Here is a 16,600-nt window from a genome sequence, read left to right as displayed (position 1 = left end):
AAGGGCAAGCAAGGTGCACTTGTTATTATTCGACAAGCGCTTTCAATGCTTCCTCGGTCCAGCAAGCGACAGATTCTTCGTCGCTTTGGCCAATGATGAAGTTGAGAGCAAATTGAGCGAGGGAGATCATTTGCCCCAGCTCTTCGAGGCGCTCTTTTTCAAGAATTGAATCTTGATCGCCTCTTTTTTGGTGAACCTTACTGAGTGCATTGAATTGCTCTTTTGCATTGGCGATGATTTTTGCCTCTCGCTCTTTAAGAATTTCTTTAATGACGGGGATGACATTGGGGGCGGCGGAGTAGCGCTTGGTTTTTTTTCCATCCTCGCTCATTAAAATAAGACCATATGATTCCAGCTCGGAAAGAGCAGGGCTAACAAGAGCCTTAGATACGCCAAGCCGTTGAGTGAGCTCGGCGCCGCTAAGACTTGTTTTTGACAAAAATACTTGAGTCCAAATTTGCCCGTGAATTCTTCGGAATCCCCAGTAACGGATAAAATCACCCACAGACTCTGAAAGGGCCCGGAGTTTATGGATCTCAGCTGTAGTTGTTTGTGCGGTCGCGTTTTTGAGAATTTTATTTTTCATTTAGTTCATACTACCATGAACCAGTGATTTTAACATGAATTATTATAATGAGATGGGACGCGCGTGGAAGTTAGGAAGGTATCCGCCTAAAGTTTATACTTCAGGAGGATACTTAAAGGGGCAGCTATTTAATCTGCTTAAAAATATCGTCAATGTTCGCATGTAACTTCGAAGTCATGCTGTCGATCAGAATCTTCGTGAAATCCTCGAGAGTATCAGCAGACTCAAAATGTTCTTCAAGCAACTCCGCCTCAGCAGTAAGCTGTTCAGTAGTGTCATCCACCAGGGCAACATTTTTAGGATCCAAAGTCTGAGACATAATACCTCCGAAAAAAACAAATTTAAGCGAATGCGAAAATTTTGGGGCCCCAGCGCCAAAACGAAAAAAGCCTTTTGATCACTCAAAAGGCTTTATAAAAAACTTCAGTAAGTACTTCTGCGGAGCAGAAGTGTAGACAGCCATTTTTCCCAGCCAAAGGCTGGATAAGAAAAATGGTCGGGGAGATAGGATTCGAACCTACGACCCTCTGGTCCCAAACCAGATGCGCTACCAGACTGCGCTACTCCCCGACAGAGACAGGAAACTAACTAAAAACAGTCCCACTTGTCAAACTGCTAGATTCTAACGCGTAATATAAGTATCATTTTTTCCATGGAAAAGTTTCTGAACTCGTTACCAAAGCCTGTCCTGGTCCTGGGTGCCCTCATTATTGGCATCGCAGTCGTTATTGGGTTTCAACCTCCCCATACCGTTTGTGATACCGAGGAAGAAGCTTTGCACGACGTTCTAAAAGGGAAGCTGTTCGCAACCCAAGTTAAGAAAATCACCACTCCACCGTCCATTCTGCGCGAAAAAGAGGCATGTCAGCTCGGAAACAGTGCTGGTTCCTGCTATGAATACTTTTCGACTTTAAAGGCCATCGCCGATGCCGTGTCAAAGAGTTCCAGTAAGTGCGCAAAGCAGCTTTACGACGTCAAGGAAGTGACCGTAGCCCTTAACAATGGAATCGAATTGATGGCGCGTTTGGCGTGGGGAGTGAAGCCTCCAGAGCCGGGCAGTATGGAGAGATTCGGTTGGTTGACGGATGCCGAGATCGCGACGTTCTGCCGTTTGAAAAGTACTTTCATCAGAGCTAACGGAGAAGAAGCCTGGACAGAGTTGCGTAATGCTGTTTCTGCCAAGCTTCCGGGGGAGGAGGTCCCGCAGACTCCCGAGGGCACAATCGCAACTGTCACGCCTCGTAAAGCTTCCGCGGTCCTAACTGAGGTGGATATCTGGAATCGCAGCTTGTTCTCAGTTCGCTGCGAAGTTTTTTAAAGAGCCACTAGGTCAATGCTCTTCCAGGTGGGAGCGTCCTTTTTCAACTCAAGCTTGCCGTAAAGGGCAAAGCTCTTGTCGATTTTATTTCTAATCAAGTAAGTGACGTTTTGGACTTTTTCGAGAGTCCATTCCGTCGGATTTAAGCCAAATTTGCTAAGATCTGTTTGCAGCTTCAAAAGAGTATTTTGTTGGTGAGTCATGGTTCATTTCCTTCGCTTAAATGAATGATTAGTTTAACGAAGAGGCACTATTGCAACCGAGCTGCCAGCTTGGCCGTATTTCAAATCAAATTAAAACACAGCTCGCCGGTGCAAAGCCTTGAGTTGTCTTGGTGGGTGGACTAACTTCTTGGATATGAGACGAAACAGATTTTTAGAATATATAGTGATTCAGGTGTTGGTGATCGTTGCCGTGATCGCGATCTTTGCGATTTTCTCGGATAAGCAAATTGCAGCGACATTTGCGGGAATATTGTTCGTCGCAATGCCTTTGGGGCTGATGGCGTGGGAGTATCAACGCGCTCAGTTCACAGAAAAAACCTGGTTTGCCGGCGTTTTGCAGTTTTGGGTGATCTTTGCGGTCCCTATTTTGGGGATTCGCTTAATGAATTGGGGAGTGCCCTTCGATCAATTGGCCTTCTGGGGAATCCCAGGCCCGTTATTACACAGCTGGTCGAGTAAATCTTACATCGTAATGGTCATCATCACCGCCATTAGATGGTTCAAGCTTAATAAAAAAGCGCATAGCTGAATTGATGAAAACGGCTCATCCGACAACGCAGTCGGATGAGCCTTTTTCATCAATTCCAAATAAAAAAGCCGGCTTGGGGCCGGCTTTTTTGTTTCCAAAAGGAAGCTCTATTCAATTTTAAGATCTAATTAGATCTCGAAAGGAACTGGAGAGATTGCTTCAGCTCTGTGGAAAGTGTCGTAAGCGTCAGTGCCTGAAGGCAACAAAGCCAAGTTACGAGCTTTTTTAACTGCTGCAGCTACACGTTTTTGTTGAGCTACGGACAATTTAGAGATGCGAGAAGGAGTGATTTTGCCACCATCGCCGATAAAACGAGTCAAAGATGCTGGATCTTTGTAATCGAATACGTGGTCGCCAGAGAATTCTTGTCTATATTTGCTACGAGTTGTCTTTTTCATGAGTACCCTCTTTTTGAGTTCCTTTTGGTTTGCGAGTTAATGGGTGTACAAGAAAAAAGAGTTGCCATCAAGTGTCTTTTTACTTTATATCCTTGTTTCTTGTTTGCGGCGTCCCTATTGAATTTCAGGAAAGAATCCTGGGGTCGGGCGGCGCTGACCTCGACTTGTAGCTAGTAGGAGCACGTAATGAGCAAATGTGAAATCACTGGAAAAGGCCCAGTTGTAAAAAACTTGGTATCTCACTCCAACATCAAAACTAAAACAACTGCGCAACCAAATGTTCAGAAAAAACGCATCTTTAGCCGTTCTTTGAACGCAATGGTTCGTTTGAACATCGCGACTTCTGCACTTCGTGACATGGAACACGTTGGCGGTTTTGACGCATACATCTTGGGCACAAACGACGCGACTCTTTCTAAAAGAGCGATGGCTGTTAAGATGAGAATCAAAAAGAAAATCTCTTCTAAGAAATAATTGAGGCTGACAAATGAAATTGAAAATCAAAAAAGGCGCGACTGTACAAGTTATCTCTGGCTCTGACAAAGGTAAGAAGGGCACAGTTTTGGCTGTAGACGCTAATGCAATGAAAATCAGCGTTCAAGGTGTGAAAGTACAAACACACTACGATAAAAAAGATGGTCTTTTGAAAAAAGAAGGCTTTATCGATTACTCTAACGTTAAATTGGTTGAAGCAGCTGCGGCTAAAAAGCCAGCTAAGAAATCAGCTAAACAAAAGTCCACATAGGCAATTCCTTCCCGGGATAAAGCCTAATTTTGGTCTCAAAGGTGATCTCTTCGTTTTAGTCTCCTATATAGCTGCGTAAAATTAAGTTGGATTCAGGAAACACTAGTTACTGGATCCCAACTTGTAAGACAGGAGAGCAGCTTGATTAAACGAGACCAAAAAACAGTGGAAAAATACAAGAAAGCACTGGTCGCGATGGCGATGCCAGTGCTTTTTTTTTCGTCCCTAGCATACGCTGATATCGGCGACGCTATGGTTCTCTGCAAGCACAACAAAACAGTTCGTACTCTTCGTGTTGAGATGGGCTCCGACCAAAAGTGTAAAGCTATTTACACGAAACAAGGAGTCGATCAGACTATTGGTTCATCTGGCGATGAAAATTCCTGCTCAGAGATTATTGCAGGCGTCAGAAAAACTTTGGAAGAAGCCAAATGGAATTGCCGCGACGTAAAAGAAGCGCGTTCCTCGACGGTGATTTCAGTAGAATAGTCAGCTCTTTTTGAATTTTCAGAGAGCTTAAGGAGAAGGTATGAGTTCCGAATTGATAGTCGCGGTCGCGCAAATGACCTCTATCGATGATGTTGACGCGAACCTGATGCAAATCGAAGCTCTCTTGGAAGATATCTTTAAATCCCACAAACCTCGCTTGGTGGGATTCCCTGAAAACTGTCTGTATATGCGAACCAAAGAGGGCGAAAAGATCGTAGGCTTTGCTGTCTCCGATCCCGCTTTTCAAAGAGTCGCAGAACTTGCAAAAAAATATGATACCTATCTGCATTTGGGATCTGTTCCCTTGCAGCTCGATGGGCACCTCTACAACTCTTCAGTTTTGATTTCTCCGAAAGGGGAAGTGAAACCGACTTATCAAAAACTTCACCTATTCGATATTCACCTGGAAGGGCAAAAGCCCATCAAGGAATCAGACGTTTTCCGTCATGGACAACGCCCCAGTATTATCGAAGTCGATGGTTGGAGAATTGGTGAGACGATTTGTTATGACATCCGCTTTGCCGAACTCTTTTCTCAATACGCCCGCAAGGAAGTGGATTTGATTATGGTCCCTGCGGCCTTTCTGGTGAAAACCGGAGAAGCGCACTGGGAGATTTTGTTAAGAGCTCGTGCGATTGAGAGTCAGTCTTATTTAATGGCGAGCGCTCAAGGTGGCACTCACATGGGTGTTAATGGCGGCGTTCGCGAAACTTACGGCCACAGTTTGATGATCGACCCTTGGGGAGCGGTTATTGGGCAGGTGGAAAAGCGTGCGATTGGCTTTTCGGTGGTGACTCTTTCTAAGGAAAGAATTGACGGAGTTCGTCGTCAGATCCCAATGAAGTTTCATAGACGTCTTCCAGTTGCCTAAAGCGATAAAATTCTGCATCATTTGTGGTGACATCTTTCTCAATTAGTTTTTAAATGCGCGGTGAACACAAGCGCAGGAAACGGGATAGTTATGATCCGTCTTTTCTTGGTTTCTGTTTTGATGACTTCCTTGTTGGGACATACCGTCTTTGCTCAGGAAGTTTTAGCCGGTGCTGTACGCGATGAAAGCAAAGAAGCTGAACTCGCGCAAAAAGCTAAAAAACGCCTTTACCCAGGCGGCCGCGATGAAGGTGACTTGAAGGTTCAAGCTCAAGTAACAAATCCTCCACGCAAGCTGGCTCCTCAAGCAGAAATTCAAAACGAAGAACCTGCCGAAGAATAAATCGCCCTTGTGGCGATTCGCTACGAGGAGATTTTATGGTGTATGATCATTTGCCGGAAGGTGTAACTCGCGAAACGATGGACTGTGATGTTCTGATCGTGGGTGGTGGTTCTGCAGGCTTGTCTTGCGCACTTCATTTACAAAACTCAATCAACAAACATAATGAAGATGTGGCCTCTGGTGCCAAACAAGGTCAGCCGATTCCAGATCAAATGATCGTGGTGATCGAAAAGGCTTCCGAGATCGGTGCCCACAGTTTCTCGGGTGCAGTTCTTAATCCGATCGCTCTTCGTCAACTTGTTCCAAACTTCAAAGAAGAAGGCTGCCCACTTGATTCGGAAGTCAAAAAAGACGCCGTTTACTATTTGGGTACTGACTATTCTTTCAAAATGCCAATCACGCCTCCGCCATTTCATAACGAAGGTAACTACATCGTTTCTGCCAGCAAATTGAATCGCTGGTTGGCAACGAAGTGTGAAGAAAAAGGTATCAACATCTTCCCAGGCTTCGCAGCAGTTGAAGCTTTGTACGACGGTAACAAAATCGTTGGTGTGCGCACGGGCGATAAAGGTCGTGATAAAAACGGCAACCCGAAAGGGAATTTTGAGCCGGGCTTGATCTTGAAATCCAAAGTAACAGTGTTTGCTGAAGGCACGCGCGGTTCTTTGTTTAAAAAAGTAACTGAGAAATTAAATCTTCGCGAAGGCAAACATCCGGAAGTCTTTGAAGAAGGCGTAAAAGAAATCATCCAAATGCCGAAAGGAACTGTGGAAGCCGGTCAAGTGATCCACACCATGGGTTTCCCTTTGAGCAAATCTATCGGTGGTACATTCATCTACACTTTGCCTGAAGATAAAATCATCGTGGGATTGGTGGCGTACCTGGATACAAACGATCCATTGCTTGATCCACACCGTGAACTTCAAAAATTGAAAACTCACCCGTTCATGCAAAACATGCTGAAGGGCGGTAAAGTTATCGCTTACGGCGGTAAAACGCTTCCAGCGGGTGGCTGGTACTCTATGCCGAAACTTTACGGTGATGGCTGGATGGTTATCGGGGACTCTGCGAGCATGGTCGATGTGAAGAAGCTTAAAGGCCTTCATTTGGCTATGAAAGCGGGTATGTCAGCTGCGGAAACTATCGTTGATGGTTTGGTAGCAGGGGCTGAGTTCAACGAATCTGTGACGAAAGCTTACGAAGGCCGTATCGAAAACAGCTTCGTTAAAAAAGACCTTTATGCTGTCAGAAACTTCCATCAGGCGCTTTCTAAGGGGATGCTTGAGGGTATGCCTTTGATCGCTTTGCAAGAGATCACAGGGGGCCGGGGGCTTCAGGATCCAATGCCTTTGGATCACGTGGATGCGACGACGACTAATAAAGTGGTTGAGGTATGGGGTCCTAATGGCTTTGAGGAGCAATTGGGCGAGCTACCAAAACCAGATGGTCAGCTGTTCTTTGATAAGCTTTCCAGCGTCTATTTGACGGGGACGATGCATGATGAGGACTCTCCAAACCACCTTATTTTGAAGGATGGGGATATCTGCCGCTCTGTATGTGAGCCTCAGTACAAATCACCATGTAATCATTTCTGCCCAGCCTCAGTATACGAGATGGTTCCGTCTACAAAAGAAGCAGGCAAGAAAGACCTACAAATCAATTATACAAACTGTATTCACTGCAAGACTTGTGATATTAAGTGCCCATTCGAAAACATTGAGTGGACGGTGCCAGAAGGTGGCGGCGGACCACAATATCGCGAGGTCTAACCAGCAAAATAGGGGTGGGACCTGAGCGGTATAGGAAATAGGGCGAGGGACCTTATTTTCTTAACCAACTGAAAGGACCATCCCCATGGCAGAATTTTTCGCGTCTACAGCAAAGGGTCTCGTAGATCCTCTAGAACAAGAACTTAAAGATTTAGATCTTAAAATCACCGGCAAAACTGCTGGTGGCGTTTACTTTGAAAGCAACTGGGAAGGTTGTTACAAAGCGAACCTTCATTCTCGCATGGCGAGCCGTATCTTGAAACCAACTCAAGATTTCTTCGCTTACCAACCTGAAGAGTTGTACGCGCAAATCATGCGCCACGACTATACGAAATACATCAAACCTAACCAAACTTTGTGCATCGACGTTTCCGTTGGTGATTCCATGATGCGCGATCAACGTTTCATCGCGATGAAAATCAAGGACGCTATCGTGGATCAGTTCCGCGATAAATTTGGTATTCGTCCTGACGTTGATAACTATAACCCCGCTTTGCGCGTGGTTGTTCGTTCCGTTAAAAATCAATTCAACGTTTCTATCGATACATCTGGTGATTCACTATTCAAACGTGGTTACCGCAAAGACGTGGGCGAAGCTCCACTGAAAGAAAACTTGGCAGCGGGTCTGATCAAGCTTTCTGATTGGGATGGTAAAACAGCCCTTGTGGACTTTATGTGTGGATCTGGAACATTCATGATTGAAGCTGCGATGATGGCGAAAAATATCGCGCCGGGCATCAACCGTAAACGTTTTGGTTTCATGAATCTTTTGAACTTCGAAAGCGAAGTTTGGGATAAAGTCGTTGATGAAGCAATCGCGGCTGAAAAAGAAGAAATCGAAACTAAGTTCTATGCTTACGATATCGATAATAAAGTTTTGAAATCTGCCAAAGAAAACGCGAAAGCCGCAGGCGTTGACGACGTGATTGAATTCAAAAAAGAATCCGTTGCGACTGTTGAGCCACCGGTTGAAAAAGGTTTGATCATCGTGAACCCACCGTACGGTGCGCGTATCGGTGATGAAGACAATCTTCGTGACGTTTATCGTGATCTTAGCTTCACGTTAAAACACCGTTTCAAAGGTTGGGATGCTTGGATTCTTTCAGGGAACAAAGATTTGATCGCGGACCTAAAATTGAAATCGACGCGCAAGCACTTTGTATTTAACGGTAACATCGAGTGTCGTTTCCTGAAATACAGCATGTTCTAGGTCTTGGTTTAGCTTTTAGTTTGAATATTAACGGAAATGGCGGCATTCAGTATGCCGCCATTTCTTTTTTAAGGGGGTTCTGGTGAAGACTTTTGTAATGATCTTGGTGATCGCGTTTTCTGGTATTGCATCAGCGGCCGTACAAGACGTCAGAGAATTTCAAACTTATGACTGTCAAATTACGGGTGCAGTGGGCGTCGCTCACTTTGTAAAAGGGCACTTTATGACGATCGCTATCGACGATCATATTGGTCAGTTTTTCCAGGAGCGCTTTGAGCTTGATGGGTCTGAAGTTCAATTTCAAATTTTGATCGAGGAAACCAGAAAGGCTGATGGCTCTGTGATTTTGTTGCAGAACCTAAAGGTCGATGGAGAGGAAACATCGGTCGAAAAAGTGGTAAAGGCTGTGGCTAAGACAACCACTGACAACGGCGAGTACAAAGCTACTTGTGTGATTTCAAAATAGTTAAAAGGCGCTTTTGGGGCGCCTTTTTTATTTCTATACGACGTCATTCACGGTCTAGGTCTTCGTGAATGCTATTCGATAGTCTCTTGTTCAGTATAATTGAAAATTCCAAATAAACTTTCCTGGGAAGCATTGGGACATTTCAACATTGAAGGACGCAGCTTGATTGTTCACAGTGATTATAGTGTTCACAAGACCCTCTAAACTCGCATTGTTAAAATCGGGAGATGAATGATAATCGAGAACTGCAGCGGCGATATCTTACGATATTTAATTCAAAGATTATCGGCATAATCTCTACGAACTCTCATGGCCAAATTTTAGATGCAAATGACTATTTCCTGGAACTATTGGGGTACTCCCACGCGGATTTAAAAGCTGGAAAATTAAACTGGAAGATTTTAACACCTCCGGATCTGATCGGTGAAAGTCTTAAGCTGCAAGAACGCCTTTTGGCAGCGCCTGGAATTTCTGTATCCTTGGAAAAGGAATACTTTCATAAAGACGGTCATCGCATTCCCGTGCGAATTGGTGTTACGACCTTTGAAGACGGTACTGATATCACTTTGGTTCAGGATATTTCGCGACAAAAGAAAATTGAAAAGGAGCTTGCTAACGCTAACGAGTTGTTGGAAAGCCGTGTGGAAATGCGAACGGGGCAGTTGGCAGAATCCGAAGCTTTTTTGTTAGGGATTATCGAAACCATGCCTTCAATGGTGTTTGTTAAAGAGGCCCAAAATCTGGCCTTCGTGCGACTGAACCGTGCTGGTGAGAAAATGTTAGGAATCTCCCGTGAGGAGTTCATTGGTAAAACGGATTACGACTTTTTTTCGAAGGAGTTGGCAGAGCGTTTTCGCAGTATGGACCGAAAAGTCCTTAATGGAGAAATTCCGCACGCCATTACAGAAGATGAAATTCCCACCCGTAACGGGACTCGGCAGATACATACGATTAAAATTCCAGTTCGGGATAAAGACGGGCACCCACGTTTCATATTGGGCGTCAGCGAAGACATTACGGATCGAATTGAAGCCGCCCGCCAGCGCGAAGACTTGGTTCGTGCTCAAGCAGAAAAAGAGGCTGCAGAGGCTCGAGCGCGACAAGAACGCTTTGTGTCTGGGTTGACGTTTGAACTTTCCAGTTCGGTGGAGCTCGGTCACATGTTGCGTGCTTTTTGCGTGAAGGTTGTGCCAGCTCTTGCAGATATTTGCATCGTTGAAATTATTGATGAAGAGGGAATGGACTATATCGCCACCGAAATTTATGCCACGAATTCCGAAGAGGAGGAGTTTGTCCGGAGATGGCGAGCGGAGAATCCTCCCAAATGGGATCCAGAGTTTGGTGGGCCGACGATCATACGTTCCGGTAAGACGATCTTGTTAAGAGGTCTGGAGCAGATCGGTCCCCATATTCGGGATCACTACGATATAGAAATTCAAGTTAAGAACCCGAACCAAGACGCAAAATTATTTTCCGAGTCATTGATGTTCATACCTTTAATGGCGCGTGATAAAGCTCCTCTGGGATTGGTCAGTCTGGTTTCAACCAAATCAAAGAGAATGTTTAACGAACGTGATCAATCTCTTGCAGAAGAAGTCTGTTCTCGTTTGGCGGTGTTGATTGAAAACACTCGTTTATACGACAGGGCCCAGGAAGCTAGCCGCGCGAAATCAGACTTTCTGGCAAACGTGAGTCATGAAATCCGCACACCGCTAGGGGCGATGCTGGGGTTTGCGGAAATTTTGAGTGACGACAAAACTTTAACTCGGGAGCAGATGCACGCGGTGGAGACTGTGCTGCGAAACGGGCAGCAGCTTTTAAGAATCGTAAATGAAATCCTGGATATTTCAAAAATCGAATCGGAGAAAATCCAGGTTGAAAATATCGTGTTCGGTGTGCGCGAGCTTTTAGAGGATGTTACTTATCTTTTACGAGTGAAGGCCGAAGAAAAAGGTGTCGAGCTGCGTTTAAGGATGGGGACGGTACGAGATAACCTTATTTCTGATCCCGGCCGTATTCGTCAAATTCTGATTAATATGGTAGGGAACGCCATTAAATTCACTGAACGGGGTTATGTCGAATTGCGGGCCGAAGCAATCCCGACCAGAATTCCGGATCGTTATATTCTGCAATTCGTCGTCACCGATACTGGTATCGGAATTTCTCAAGAGCAACGGGCGCATCTGTTTCAACCCTTCTCTCAAGCTGACAGTTCTACGACGCGGCGATTTGGTGGGACCGGGCTGGGCTTGTTTTTGTCTCGTAAGCTTGCGCGCCTTCTGGGGGGAGATATCACTTTTACCAGTGTTGTCGGCAAAGGAAGTCGTTTTTTAATCTCTGTTGTGGCCCATGCTCCATCCGTTAAAGCTCCGGAAGAGCCGCCGAAAAAAGAACATGTGGTAAATGCTGCTGGAACTTACCTTCAGGCTGGGGTCATATTGGTGGTGGATGATTCTGCTGACAATCGGGATCTTTTGCGCCATTACCTTAAAAAAGCTGGGTTGGATGATACGCAAATAGAAATGGCATCGAATGGTGAAGAGGCCGTTCGTAAAGCGAGCTCTAAAAATTATCGGATGATCTTAATGGACATTCAGATGCCCCACATGGATGGCTTTCAAGCTTTGAAAAAATTAAGAGGCCAGGGATATGAATGTCCCGTCATCGCCCTGACAGCTCATGCCATGAAGGGCGATCGCGAAAAATGCCTCGAGGCAGGGTTCGATGGCTATCTTCAAAAGCCTCTTCGTAAAGAGGCCTTGAATGAAGTTTTGAATACTGATTTTCGCTACTAAGTCTTCAGTACCGGGTGTAAATGAGGCGGGGGGCGCTCAACGAAGTTCTAAATTTCCAGTGAATTCAAAAGGTTTTCTTTTCCAACTCCTGGATGTTGAGAACGAGCACCTTTCTTTTTTCTCGAAGAATAATTTTTTCTTGTTCGAAATAGGTTAAAACTCGCGCCAAAGTTACGGGTATGGTTCCCGCCAGTTGGGCCATGCAATCTCGATCTAACGATATGTCTATCAATAAACCTTGTGCCGTCTGTCGGCCAAAATTTTTTGCTAACCATAACAGCAAGTGGGCCACCCTGTTTTCCACAGTCTCACCCTGCAGAGATGCAATCCGTTCGTCTTTATGAAGTATGACTTGAGCAAGGTGTTCTATAAGAAGTTGATTGACCAGAGTTGATTTTCTTTGGAGAGATTCGCTGGCATCCTTCGTCCAAAACTGAACCGTTGTATCCTGAAGGGCCATCAATTTGTAATTTTCTGTTTTAGGAACTAACCAACTTCCATATCCTACCATGTCGCCGCGTTTGCAAAGACGAATCACTCGGGGGGTTGGATGAGAGAGCTCCATTTTGGCGAGACCCTCAATTATAAAATAGAACCCTTGCCTATTAAACCTTTGAAAATAAAGTACCTCGCCTTTTTTTAAACACAAGGTCTCATAATCGTTACTATCGACCCCGCTTTGAAGAAATGAAGAGTATAGAGGATTAAATGAGTAAAAATCGGATTCGATATTCATACGTTTCGCGAACGACTTTAGTTTCAACTATTCCTCACCTGACTTAAGTCCAAACTCAAAATTGATATTAGTCAATTTTAGAAGATTTCCTTAAAAAGTCAGTAATTTTAACCGAACTTTAACAAGTGCATTTGTAGGACGTTTAAGAGGGGCTCAAAATGAGAAAGATCCCACTGCAGTTTAAACTTTTATTAAACATAGTTATCTTCGCTATCCCGATCATTGTGCTGACTTACCTGATGTACAATTCTGAATCAGCAAACATTCATTTTGCGGAAAAGGAAAAAGTTGGAATTCGACTTCAGCAAAAGTATCAGGAATTATTGAAAAAGATTTCGATCGGAGATCATTCTGATCTTTCAGCGGAAATGAAGGCTTTGCAGGTAGTTTATGATGAATCTCGGGAGCTCCTTCAATTCGATCAATATCAATTAGCACAAAGAACACGCGAGACAGCGGCTTTTTCTTACCTTCAAGAACAGGTGGATAAAAAAAATTGGACCGAAGCCATTGGGTCAATTAAAAGTTCAGTGACTCACTTAGGAGACACGTCCAATCTGATTCTTGATCCTGATCTTGATAGCTATTATTTAATGGATATAACTTTACTGGCGCTGCCACAACTGCAAGATCGACTGAAGCAGATACTGGGGAATTTCAGAACTCTGTCTCAAGGGCCCCACGATAGCGAGTCAATCAGGATAAAAGCGGCCCTTTATTCCACTATGTTAAAAGAATCGGATGTCGATCGTATATTGAACGATATTCAAACGGCGTTGAATGAAGATAAAAATTTCTATGGAGAATCGGAATCACTGCAAAAGAATTTGCCCGACGTAGCTGTGCGGTTAAGGACCTCCACGCTTAAGGTCATTGCCAATCTTCAGAAAATCGCTGAGGGAAATGCTATCGCTGGAGAAGTATTCAGTGCTGACGCTAAGAAAGCATACGATGAAAGTTTTCTTACTTGGAACATTCTGAATCAAGAGCTTGATTCTTTAATAGATAAGCGTATCGCTTCACTTGTTCATCAGCGCACCCAAGATTTAATGTACTCTAGTCTGGCACTTTGCCTGGCTATCATACTATCAATTGTCATTGGCTTAAGTATTCACCACAGCATCAAGTCTATCTTAAAATCCGTCTTCCATCTAAAAGAGAGTGCCTCGGTCGCTTCCGACATAAGTGGTCACTTAAATAAAGTTACCACCGAGGTTCATCAAGGAATAACAGTGCAAACTGCTTCGGTTGAAGAAACGGCAGCGTCGCTCGAGGAAATGAACAGCATGTTGAAGATGAGTGCAGAAAATTCAAAACAAGCCTCTCAACTCGCGAGTCAGGCTAACCATTCAGCTGGTGTTGGTGAGCAACAGATAATGTTGGTATTGAATTCGATGCGTGACATCGCGAGCGGTACACAAAAAATGGTGGAGGCAATTTCAGTTATTGATGACATTGCTTTCCAGACAAATTTGTTGGCCTTAAATGCCTCCGTAGAGGCGGCACGTGCCGGAGAGCAGGGAAGGGGCTTCGCTGTGGTTGCAGATGCCGTGCGGGCGCTGGCACAAAAAAGTGCGAACGCGGCCAAGGAAATTAACACGCAACTCGGTGCGAATGTCGAATTGGTTGTTTCTAGTCAGGCCCGTGCGGATGAAGCCTCCCAGATTCTTAAAGATATCGTGGAATCGATAAAAAATGTTTCTGTGCTTAACAATGAAATTGCTCATGCAACCGAAGAGCAGGCGCAGGGCTTAACTCAAATTTCAAAAGCGATGGGGGAATTTGAAACGACGTCTTTGACAAATCAGAAAAACATTGATGCCGTCGCTGAGGCATCTTCTTCAATCTTGGAACAGGCAGGTTTGTTAAATTCAATTATCGGAGTACTCGAAGTCGAAGTCAGTGGAAGAACGGAAACGGAGGAGGTAGTCTAAATACTTCCTCCTCGTATTAAAATGTCTTAGAACGGTTTTGTGATCGCTAGCATTGCGGCTGTTGTCCCTAGGCCGAAAAGTAGGATTGCGATGGGCCAGCCGATATGACCTTTGCGTTTTACGATGGAGATCGCTGCTCCCATAAGGACCCAGATACCCAGTTTAGCCAAAGCCCACCCCGGAAGCTGTTTCATGATTCCCATTTTTGCTAGCATTCCGAAGCCGCCGATCAATAGGAACAAAAGACCCATGCCGTGAGTTGCGAAACTCATCATGCGGGCTTTTGCATTCAGGGTGATGCCAGCATAGGAAGTCACTAAGAGACCACCAAAGCCAAAAAACAATGTGATTAAGCCCAACATGTGCAAGATTTTGTAAAATTCGTAAGTCATTTCTATTCCTCTTTAAGACCCAGGTGTTTAACCACGCGGGAAAGTTCTTTTCTGATGCGAGTTAGCTGCGACAGATTGGCCAGAGTTTTCAACGATTCACGTAAAGGTTCAAGAGGATATCCACCATATGCACCACTTTGTTGCACGTTGCTTGTCACTCCGGACTTACCTGCGATAATCACTTTGTCACAAATGGTAATGTGATCTGAAACCGCGGCGTCTCCACCGAACATGCAGTTGCTACCTATGCGGGAGGAACCAGCGATTTTAAATCCGGCAGCCATGACGTTGTTTTCGCCAATAATCACGTTGTGAGCCACGTGGCAGAAGTTATCCATTTTAGTTCCGCGACCGATTCGTGTTTCCGTTAAAGCGGCGCGGTCAACAGCACAATTGGCTCCCAGTTCAACATGATCTTCGATGACCACCTTGCCGATTTGCGGGATTTTTTTGTGGGTACCGTCTTTAGCCATCGCAAAAGAAAAGCCATCAGCGCCGATCGTGGTGTGCGGATGGAATTCGCAGTGCGCTCCGATTTCGCTGTAAGCTCCGATGAAAACCTGGGGATGAAGGATCGTCAGTGCACCGATTTGGGCATAGGATTCGATCACCACATGGGCACCGATCGTGGCGCCGTCACCGATGCGGACATGTTCACCAATGACCGCAAAGGGCCCTACGGAAACATTCTGACCCAGGTGAGCCTGGGGGTGAATCCATGCGCTTGGATGGATTTTCGTTTCCTGGTTGAAGCGGTTCATTTTTCCGTCAAACAACGGAAGAATCGCCGCCATTGCCAGTTGAATGTTATGAGTCGTAAAGAAAGTCGTCTTGCTATCGGTCGGCAAAGTCAGGGACTTGTGCGCTACGATAATGGGAGACTGCGCCTTTAAAGCTTTCTCGAGGAAATCGGGCTTGGACACGAAAATTAAGCTTTCGGAGTCAGCCTGATCTGGAGGAAGGACTTTTTTAGCGATGGAGTCTTTGGGGCCGGATACGTAAACTACATCCGGAGACTGAAGAGTATTAATAACGTCTGCTGTAATCATATAGTGATGCCTCGCGCTAACATTTTCCCAATATATTTTTGATGTCAAGTCACTGGGTGATAGTATAAGTCTCATATAAACACGTTTCGATCATTTCTCACCTTTAAAATTTAGAGAGGAATTGAGATGGCCAAAAAGGCAGTTAAAAAGGAAGCTCCTGCAGCAAAGGCAAAGAAGCCAGTTAAGCCTGCAGCAAAGCCTGCCGCTAAAGCGGCAAAGCCAGCTCCGAAGGCCGCAAAACCTGCGGCTAAACCAGCAGCGAAACCGGCACCAGCGAAAGCTGCCAAGCCAGCAGCTGCTAAAGCCGCTCCGGTAAAAGCAGTCAAGGCTGCTCCGGCGCCGGCTCCAGCCCCTGCAAAAGCAGCAAAGGCCCCTCCGGTTGCTAAACCTGAGAAAAAGCCTGCTAAGGCAGCCGTAGCTCCAGAGGCGGAAGTCGTTGAGACTCCAAAAAAAGAAAAGAAAATCAAAATCGATAAAACCGGTATGAGCGAAGATCAGGTCAAGTGGCATGAGCTTCACGAGAAGTACAAAGGCACGAAAGCTCAGTCCTATAATATCGGCAATCAATACGAGGCTAAAACTCCTATTGAGCACAAGATTTTCGGATGGGGTTATATCATGTCCAACGAATATGACCGTCTTGAGGTTCTTTTTGAGGATGGAAAGCGAATGCTAATCAGCAACAGAAAGTTATCTTAACGAAACCCTAAAAAGGCCCCTCAATGGGGCCTTTTGCGTGTTGCATAT

The 16,600-nt window shown here is 45.1% G+C and carries 20 protein-coding genes and 1 tRNA gene; 13 read left to right on the top strand and 8 right to left on the bottom strand.

Translation table 11 applies throughout. From position 1 onward, the window contains the following. Positions 1-25 precede the first annotated feature (25 nt). The 3 genes from DOM22_RS15485 to DOM22_RS15475 all read right to left on the bottom strand — a co-directional run bounded on the left by DOM22_RS15485 (position 26) and on the right by DOM22_RS15475 (position 1,156). Positions 26-586, bottom strand: a complete 561-nt coding sequence (locus DOM22_RS15485; RefSeq protein ID WP_142701247.1) for a GbsR/MarR family transcriptional regulator — start codon at positions 584-586, stop codon at positions 26-28. Between the two features lie 124 nt (positions 587-710). Then, positions 711-905: a hypothetical protein gene (locus DOM22_RS15480; protein ID WP_142701246.1), complete on the bottom strand. Its 195-nt coding sequence runs from the start codon at positions 903-905 to the stop codon at positions 711-713. 174 nt (positions 906-1,079) lie between these two features. Next, positions 1,080-1,156 (bottom strand) — tRNA-Pro (locus tag DOM22_RS15475). An 82-nt stretch (positions 1,157-1,238) separates the two neighbouring features. Here DOM22_RS15475 and DOM22_RS15470 point away from each other — a divergent pair. Then, the gene (locus DOM22_RS15470; protein WP_142701245.1) at positions 1,239-1,904 is read left to right on the top strand and encodes a hypothetical protein; all 666 of its coding nucleotides are present in this window, start codon (positions 1,239-1,241) and stop codon (positions 1,902-1,904) included. On the opposite strand, the gene DOM22_RS15465 is transcribed toward DOM22_RS15470, so the two are convergent. Then, on the bottom strand, positions 1,901-2,107 hold the full coding sequence (locus DOM22_RS15465) for a hypothetical protein (protein ID WP_142701244.1): 207 nt from the start codon (positions 2,105-2,107) through the stop codon (positions 1,901-1,903). The genes DOM22_RS15470 and DOM22_RS15465 overlap by 4 nt on opposite strands. 184 nt (positions 2,108-2,291) lie before the next feature. Between DOM22_RS15465 and DOM22_RS15460 the strand changes: the two genes are divergently transcribed. Beyond that, positions 2,292-2,657 (top strand): hypothetical protein, encoded by a 366-nt coding sequence (locus tag DOM22_RS15460; RefSeq protein ID WP_246845682.1) that lies wholly within the window; start codon positions 2,292-2,294, stop codon positions 2,655-2,657. Positions 2,658-2,785: 128 nt separating this feature from the next. Here DOM22_RS15460 and rpsR read toward each other — a convergent pair whose 3' ends face one another. Further along, entirely contained in the window at positions 2,786-3,055 is a 270-nt protein-coding gene (gene rpsR / locus DOM22_RS15455) for a 30S ribosomal protein S18 (RefSeq protein WP_142701242.1), read from the bottom strand. Positions 3,056-3,241: 186 nt separating this feature from the next. Between rpsR and rpmB the strand changes: the two genes are divergently transcribed. From rpmB to DOM22_RS15410, 9 genes are all read left to right on the top strand, one after another. Then, on the top strand, positions 3,242-3,529 hold the full coding sequence (gene rpmB / locus DOM22_RS15450) for a 50S ribosomal protein L28 (protein WP_142701241.1): 288 nt from the start codon (positions 3,242-3,244) through the stop codon (positions 3,527-3,529). Positions 3,530-3,542: 13 nt separating this feature from the next. Beyond that, entirely contained in the window at positions 3,543-3,800 is a 258-nt protein-coding gene (locus DOM22_RS15445; protein WP_142701240.1) for a KOW motif domain-containing protein, read from the top strand. A 141-nt stretch (positions 3,801-3,941) separates the two neighbouring features. Next, positions 3,942-4,289 (top strand): hypothetical protein, encoded by a 348-nt coding sequence (locus DOM22_RS15440; protein ID WP_246845681.1) that lies wholly within the window; start codon positions 3,942-3,944, stop codon positions 4,287-4,289. 40 nt (positions 4,290-4,329) lie between these two features. Further along, positions 4,330-5,160, top strand: a complete 831-nt coding sequence (locus DOM22_RS15435) for a carbon-nitrogen hydrolase family protein (protein ID WP_142701239.1) — start codon at positions 4,330-4,332, stop codon at positions 5,158-5,160. Between the two features lie 90 nt (positions 5,161-5,250). Then, the gene (locus tag DOM22_RS15430) at positions 5,251-5,502 is read left to right on the top strand and encodes a hypothetical protein (RefSeq protein ID WP_142701238.1); all 252 of its coding nucleotides are present in this window, start codon (positions 5,251-5,253) and stop codon (positions 5,500-5,502) included. Positions 5,503-5,537: 35 nt separating this feature from the next. Then, positions 5,538-7,271 (top strand): electron transfer flavoprotein-ubiquinone oxidoreductase, encoded by a 1,734-nt coding sequence (locus DOM22_RS15425; RefSeq protein WP_142701237.1) that lies wholly within the window; start codon positions 5,538-5,540, stop codon positions 7,269-7,271. Between the two features lie 85 nt (positions 7,272-7,356). Then, positions 7,357-8,481, top strand: coding sequence for a class I SAM-dependent RNA methyltransferase (locus DOM22_RS15420; protein ID WP_142701236.1), 1,125 nt, complete (start codon positions 7,357-7,359; stop codon positions 8,479-8,481). 82 nt (positions 8,482-8,563) lie between these two features. Further along, positions 8,564-8,947, top strand: a complete 384-nt coding sequence (locus DOM22_RS15415; RefSeq protein ID WP_142701235.1) for a hypothetical protein — start codon at positions 8,564-8,566, stop codon at positions 8,945-8,947. Between the two features lie 227 nt (positions 8,948-9,174). Continuing rightward, on the top strand, positions 9,175-11,742 hold the full coding sequence (locus DOM22_RS15410; protein WP_142701234.1) for a PAS domain S-box protein: 2,568 nt from the start codon (positions 9,175-9,177) through the stop codon (positions 11,740-11,742). A gap of 64 nt (positions 11,743-11,806) precedes the next feature. On the opposite strand, the gene DOM22_RS15405 is transcribed toward DOM22_RS15410, so the two are convergent. Continuing rightward, entirely contained in the window at positions 11,807-12,478 is a 672-nt protein-coding gene (locus DOM22_RS15405; protein WP_142701233.1) for a Crp/Fnr family transcriptional regulator, read from the bottom strand. Between the two features lie 158 nt (positions 12,479-12,636). Between DOM22_RS15405 and DOM22_RS15400 the strand changes: the two genes are divergently transcribed. Next, positions 12,637-14,412: a methyl-accepting chemotaxis protein gene (locus DOM22_RS15400; RefSeq protein ID WP_168196676.1), complete on the top strand. Its 1,776-nt coding sequence runs from the start codon at positions 12,637-12,639 to the stop codon at positions 14,410-14,412. A 26-nt stretch (positions 14,413-14,438) separates the two neighbouring features. On the opposite strand, the gene DOM22_RS15395 is transcribed toward DOM22_RS15400, so the two are convergent. Further along, on the bottom strand, positions 14,439-14,804 hold the full coding sequence (locus tag DOM22_RS15395) for a hypothetical protein (RefSeq protein ID WP_142701232.1): 366 nt from the start codon (positions 14,802-14,804) through the stop codon (positions 14,439-14,441). A 2-nt stretch (positions 14,805-14,806) separates the two neighbouring features. Beyond that, positions 14,807-15,853, bottom strand: coding sequence for a UDP-3-O-(3-hydroxymyristoyl)glucosamine N-acyltransferase (gene lpxD, locus DOM22_RS15390; RefSeq protein ID WP_142701231.1), 1,047 nt, complete (start codon positions 15,851-15,853; stop codon positions 14,807-14,809). A 126-nt stretch (positions 15,854-15,979) separates the two neighbouring features. Between lpxD and DOM22_RS15385 the strand changes: the two genes are divergently transcribed. Further along, complete coding sequence (locus DOM22_RS15385) at positions 15,980-16,552, top strand: hypothetical protein (RefSeq protein WP_142701230.1); 573 nt, start codon at positions 15,980-15,982, stop codon at positions 16,550-16,552. The last annotated feature ends 48 nt before the right edge of the window (positions 16,553-16,600 follow it).

The organism is Bdellovibrio sp. ZAP7, from assembly GCF_006874645.1.
In the GTDB taxonomy this organism is placed as follows: Bacteria; Bdellovibrionota; Bdellovibrionia; order Bdellovibrionales; family Bdellovibrionaceae; genus Bdellovibrio.
The sequence above is the reverse complement of the archived record's forward strand: the minus strand, read 5'-3'. Positions and strand labels throughout refer to the sequence as shown.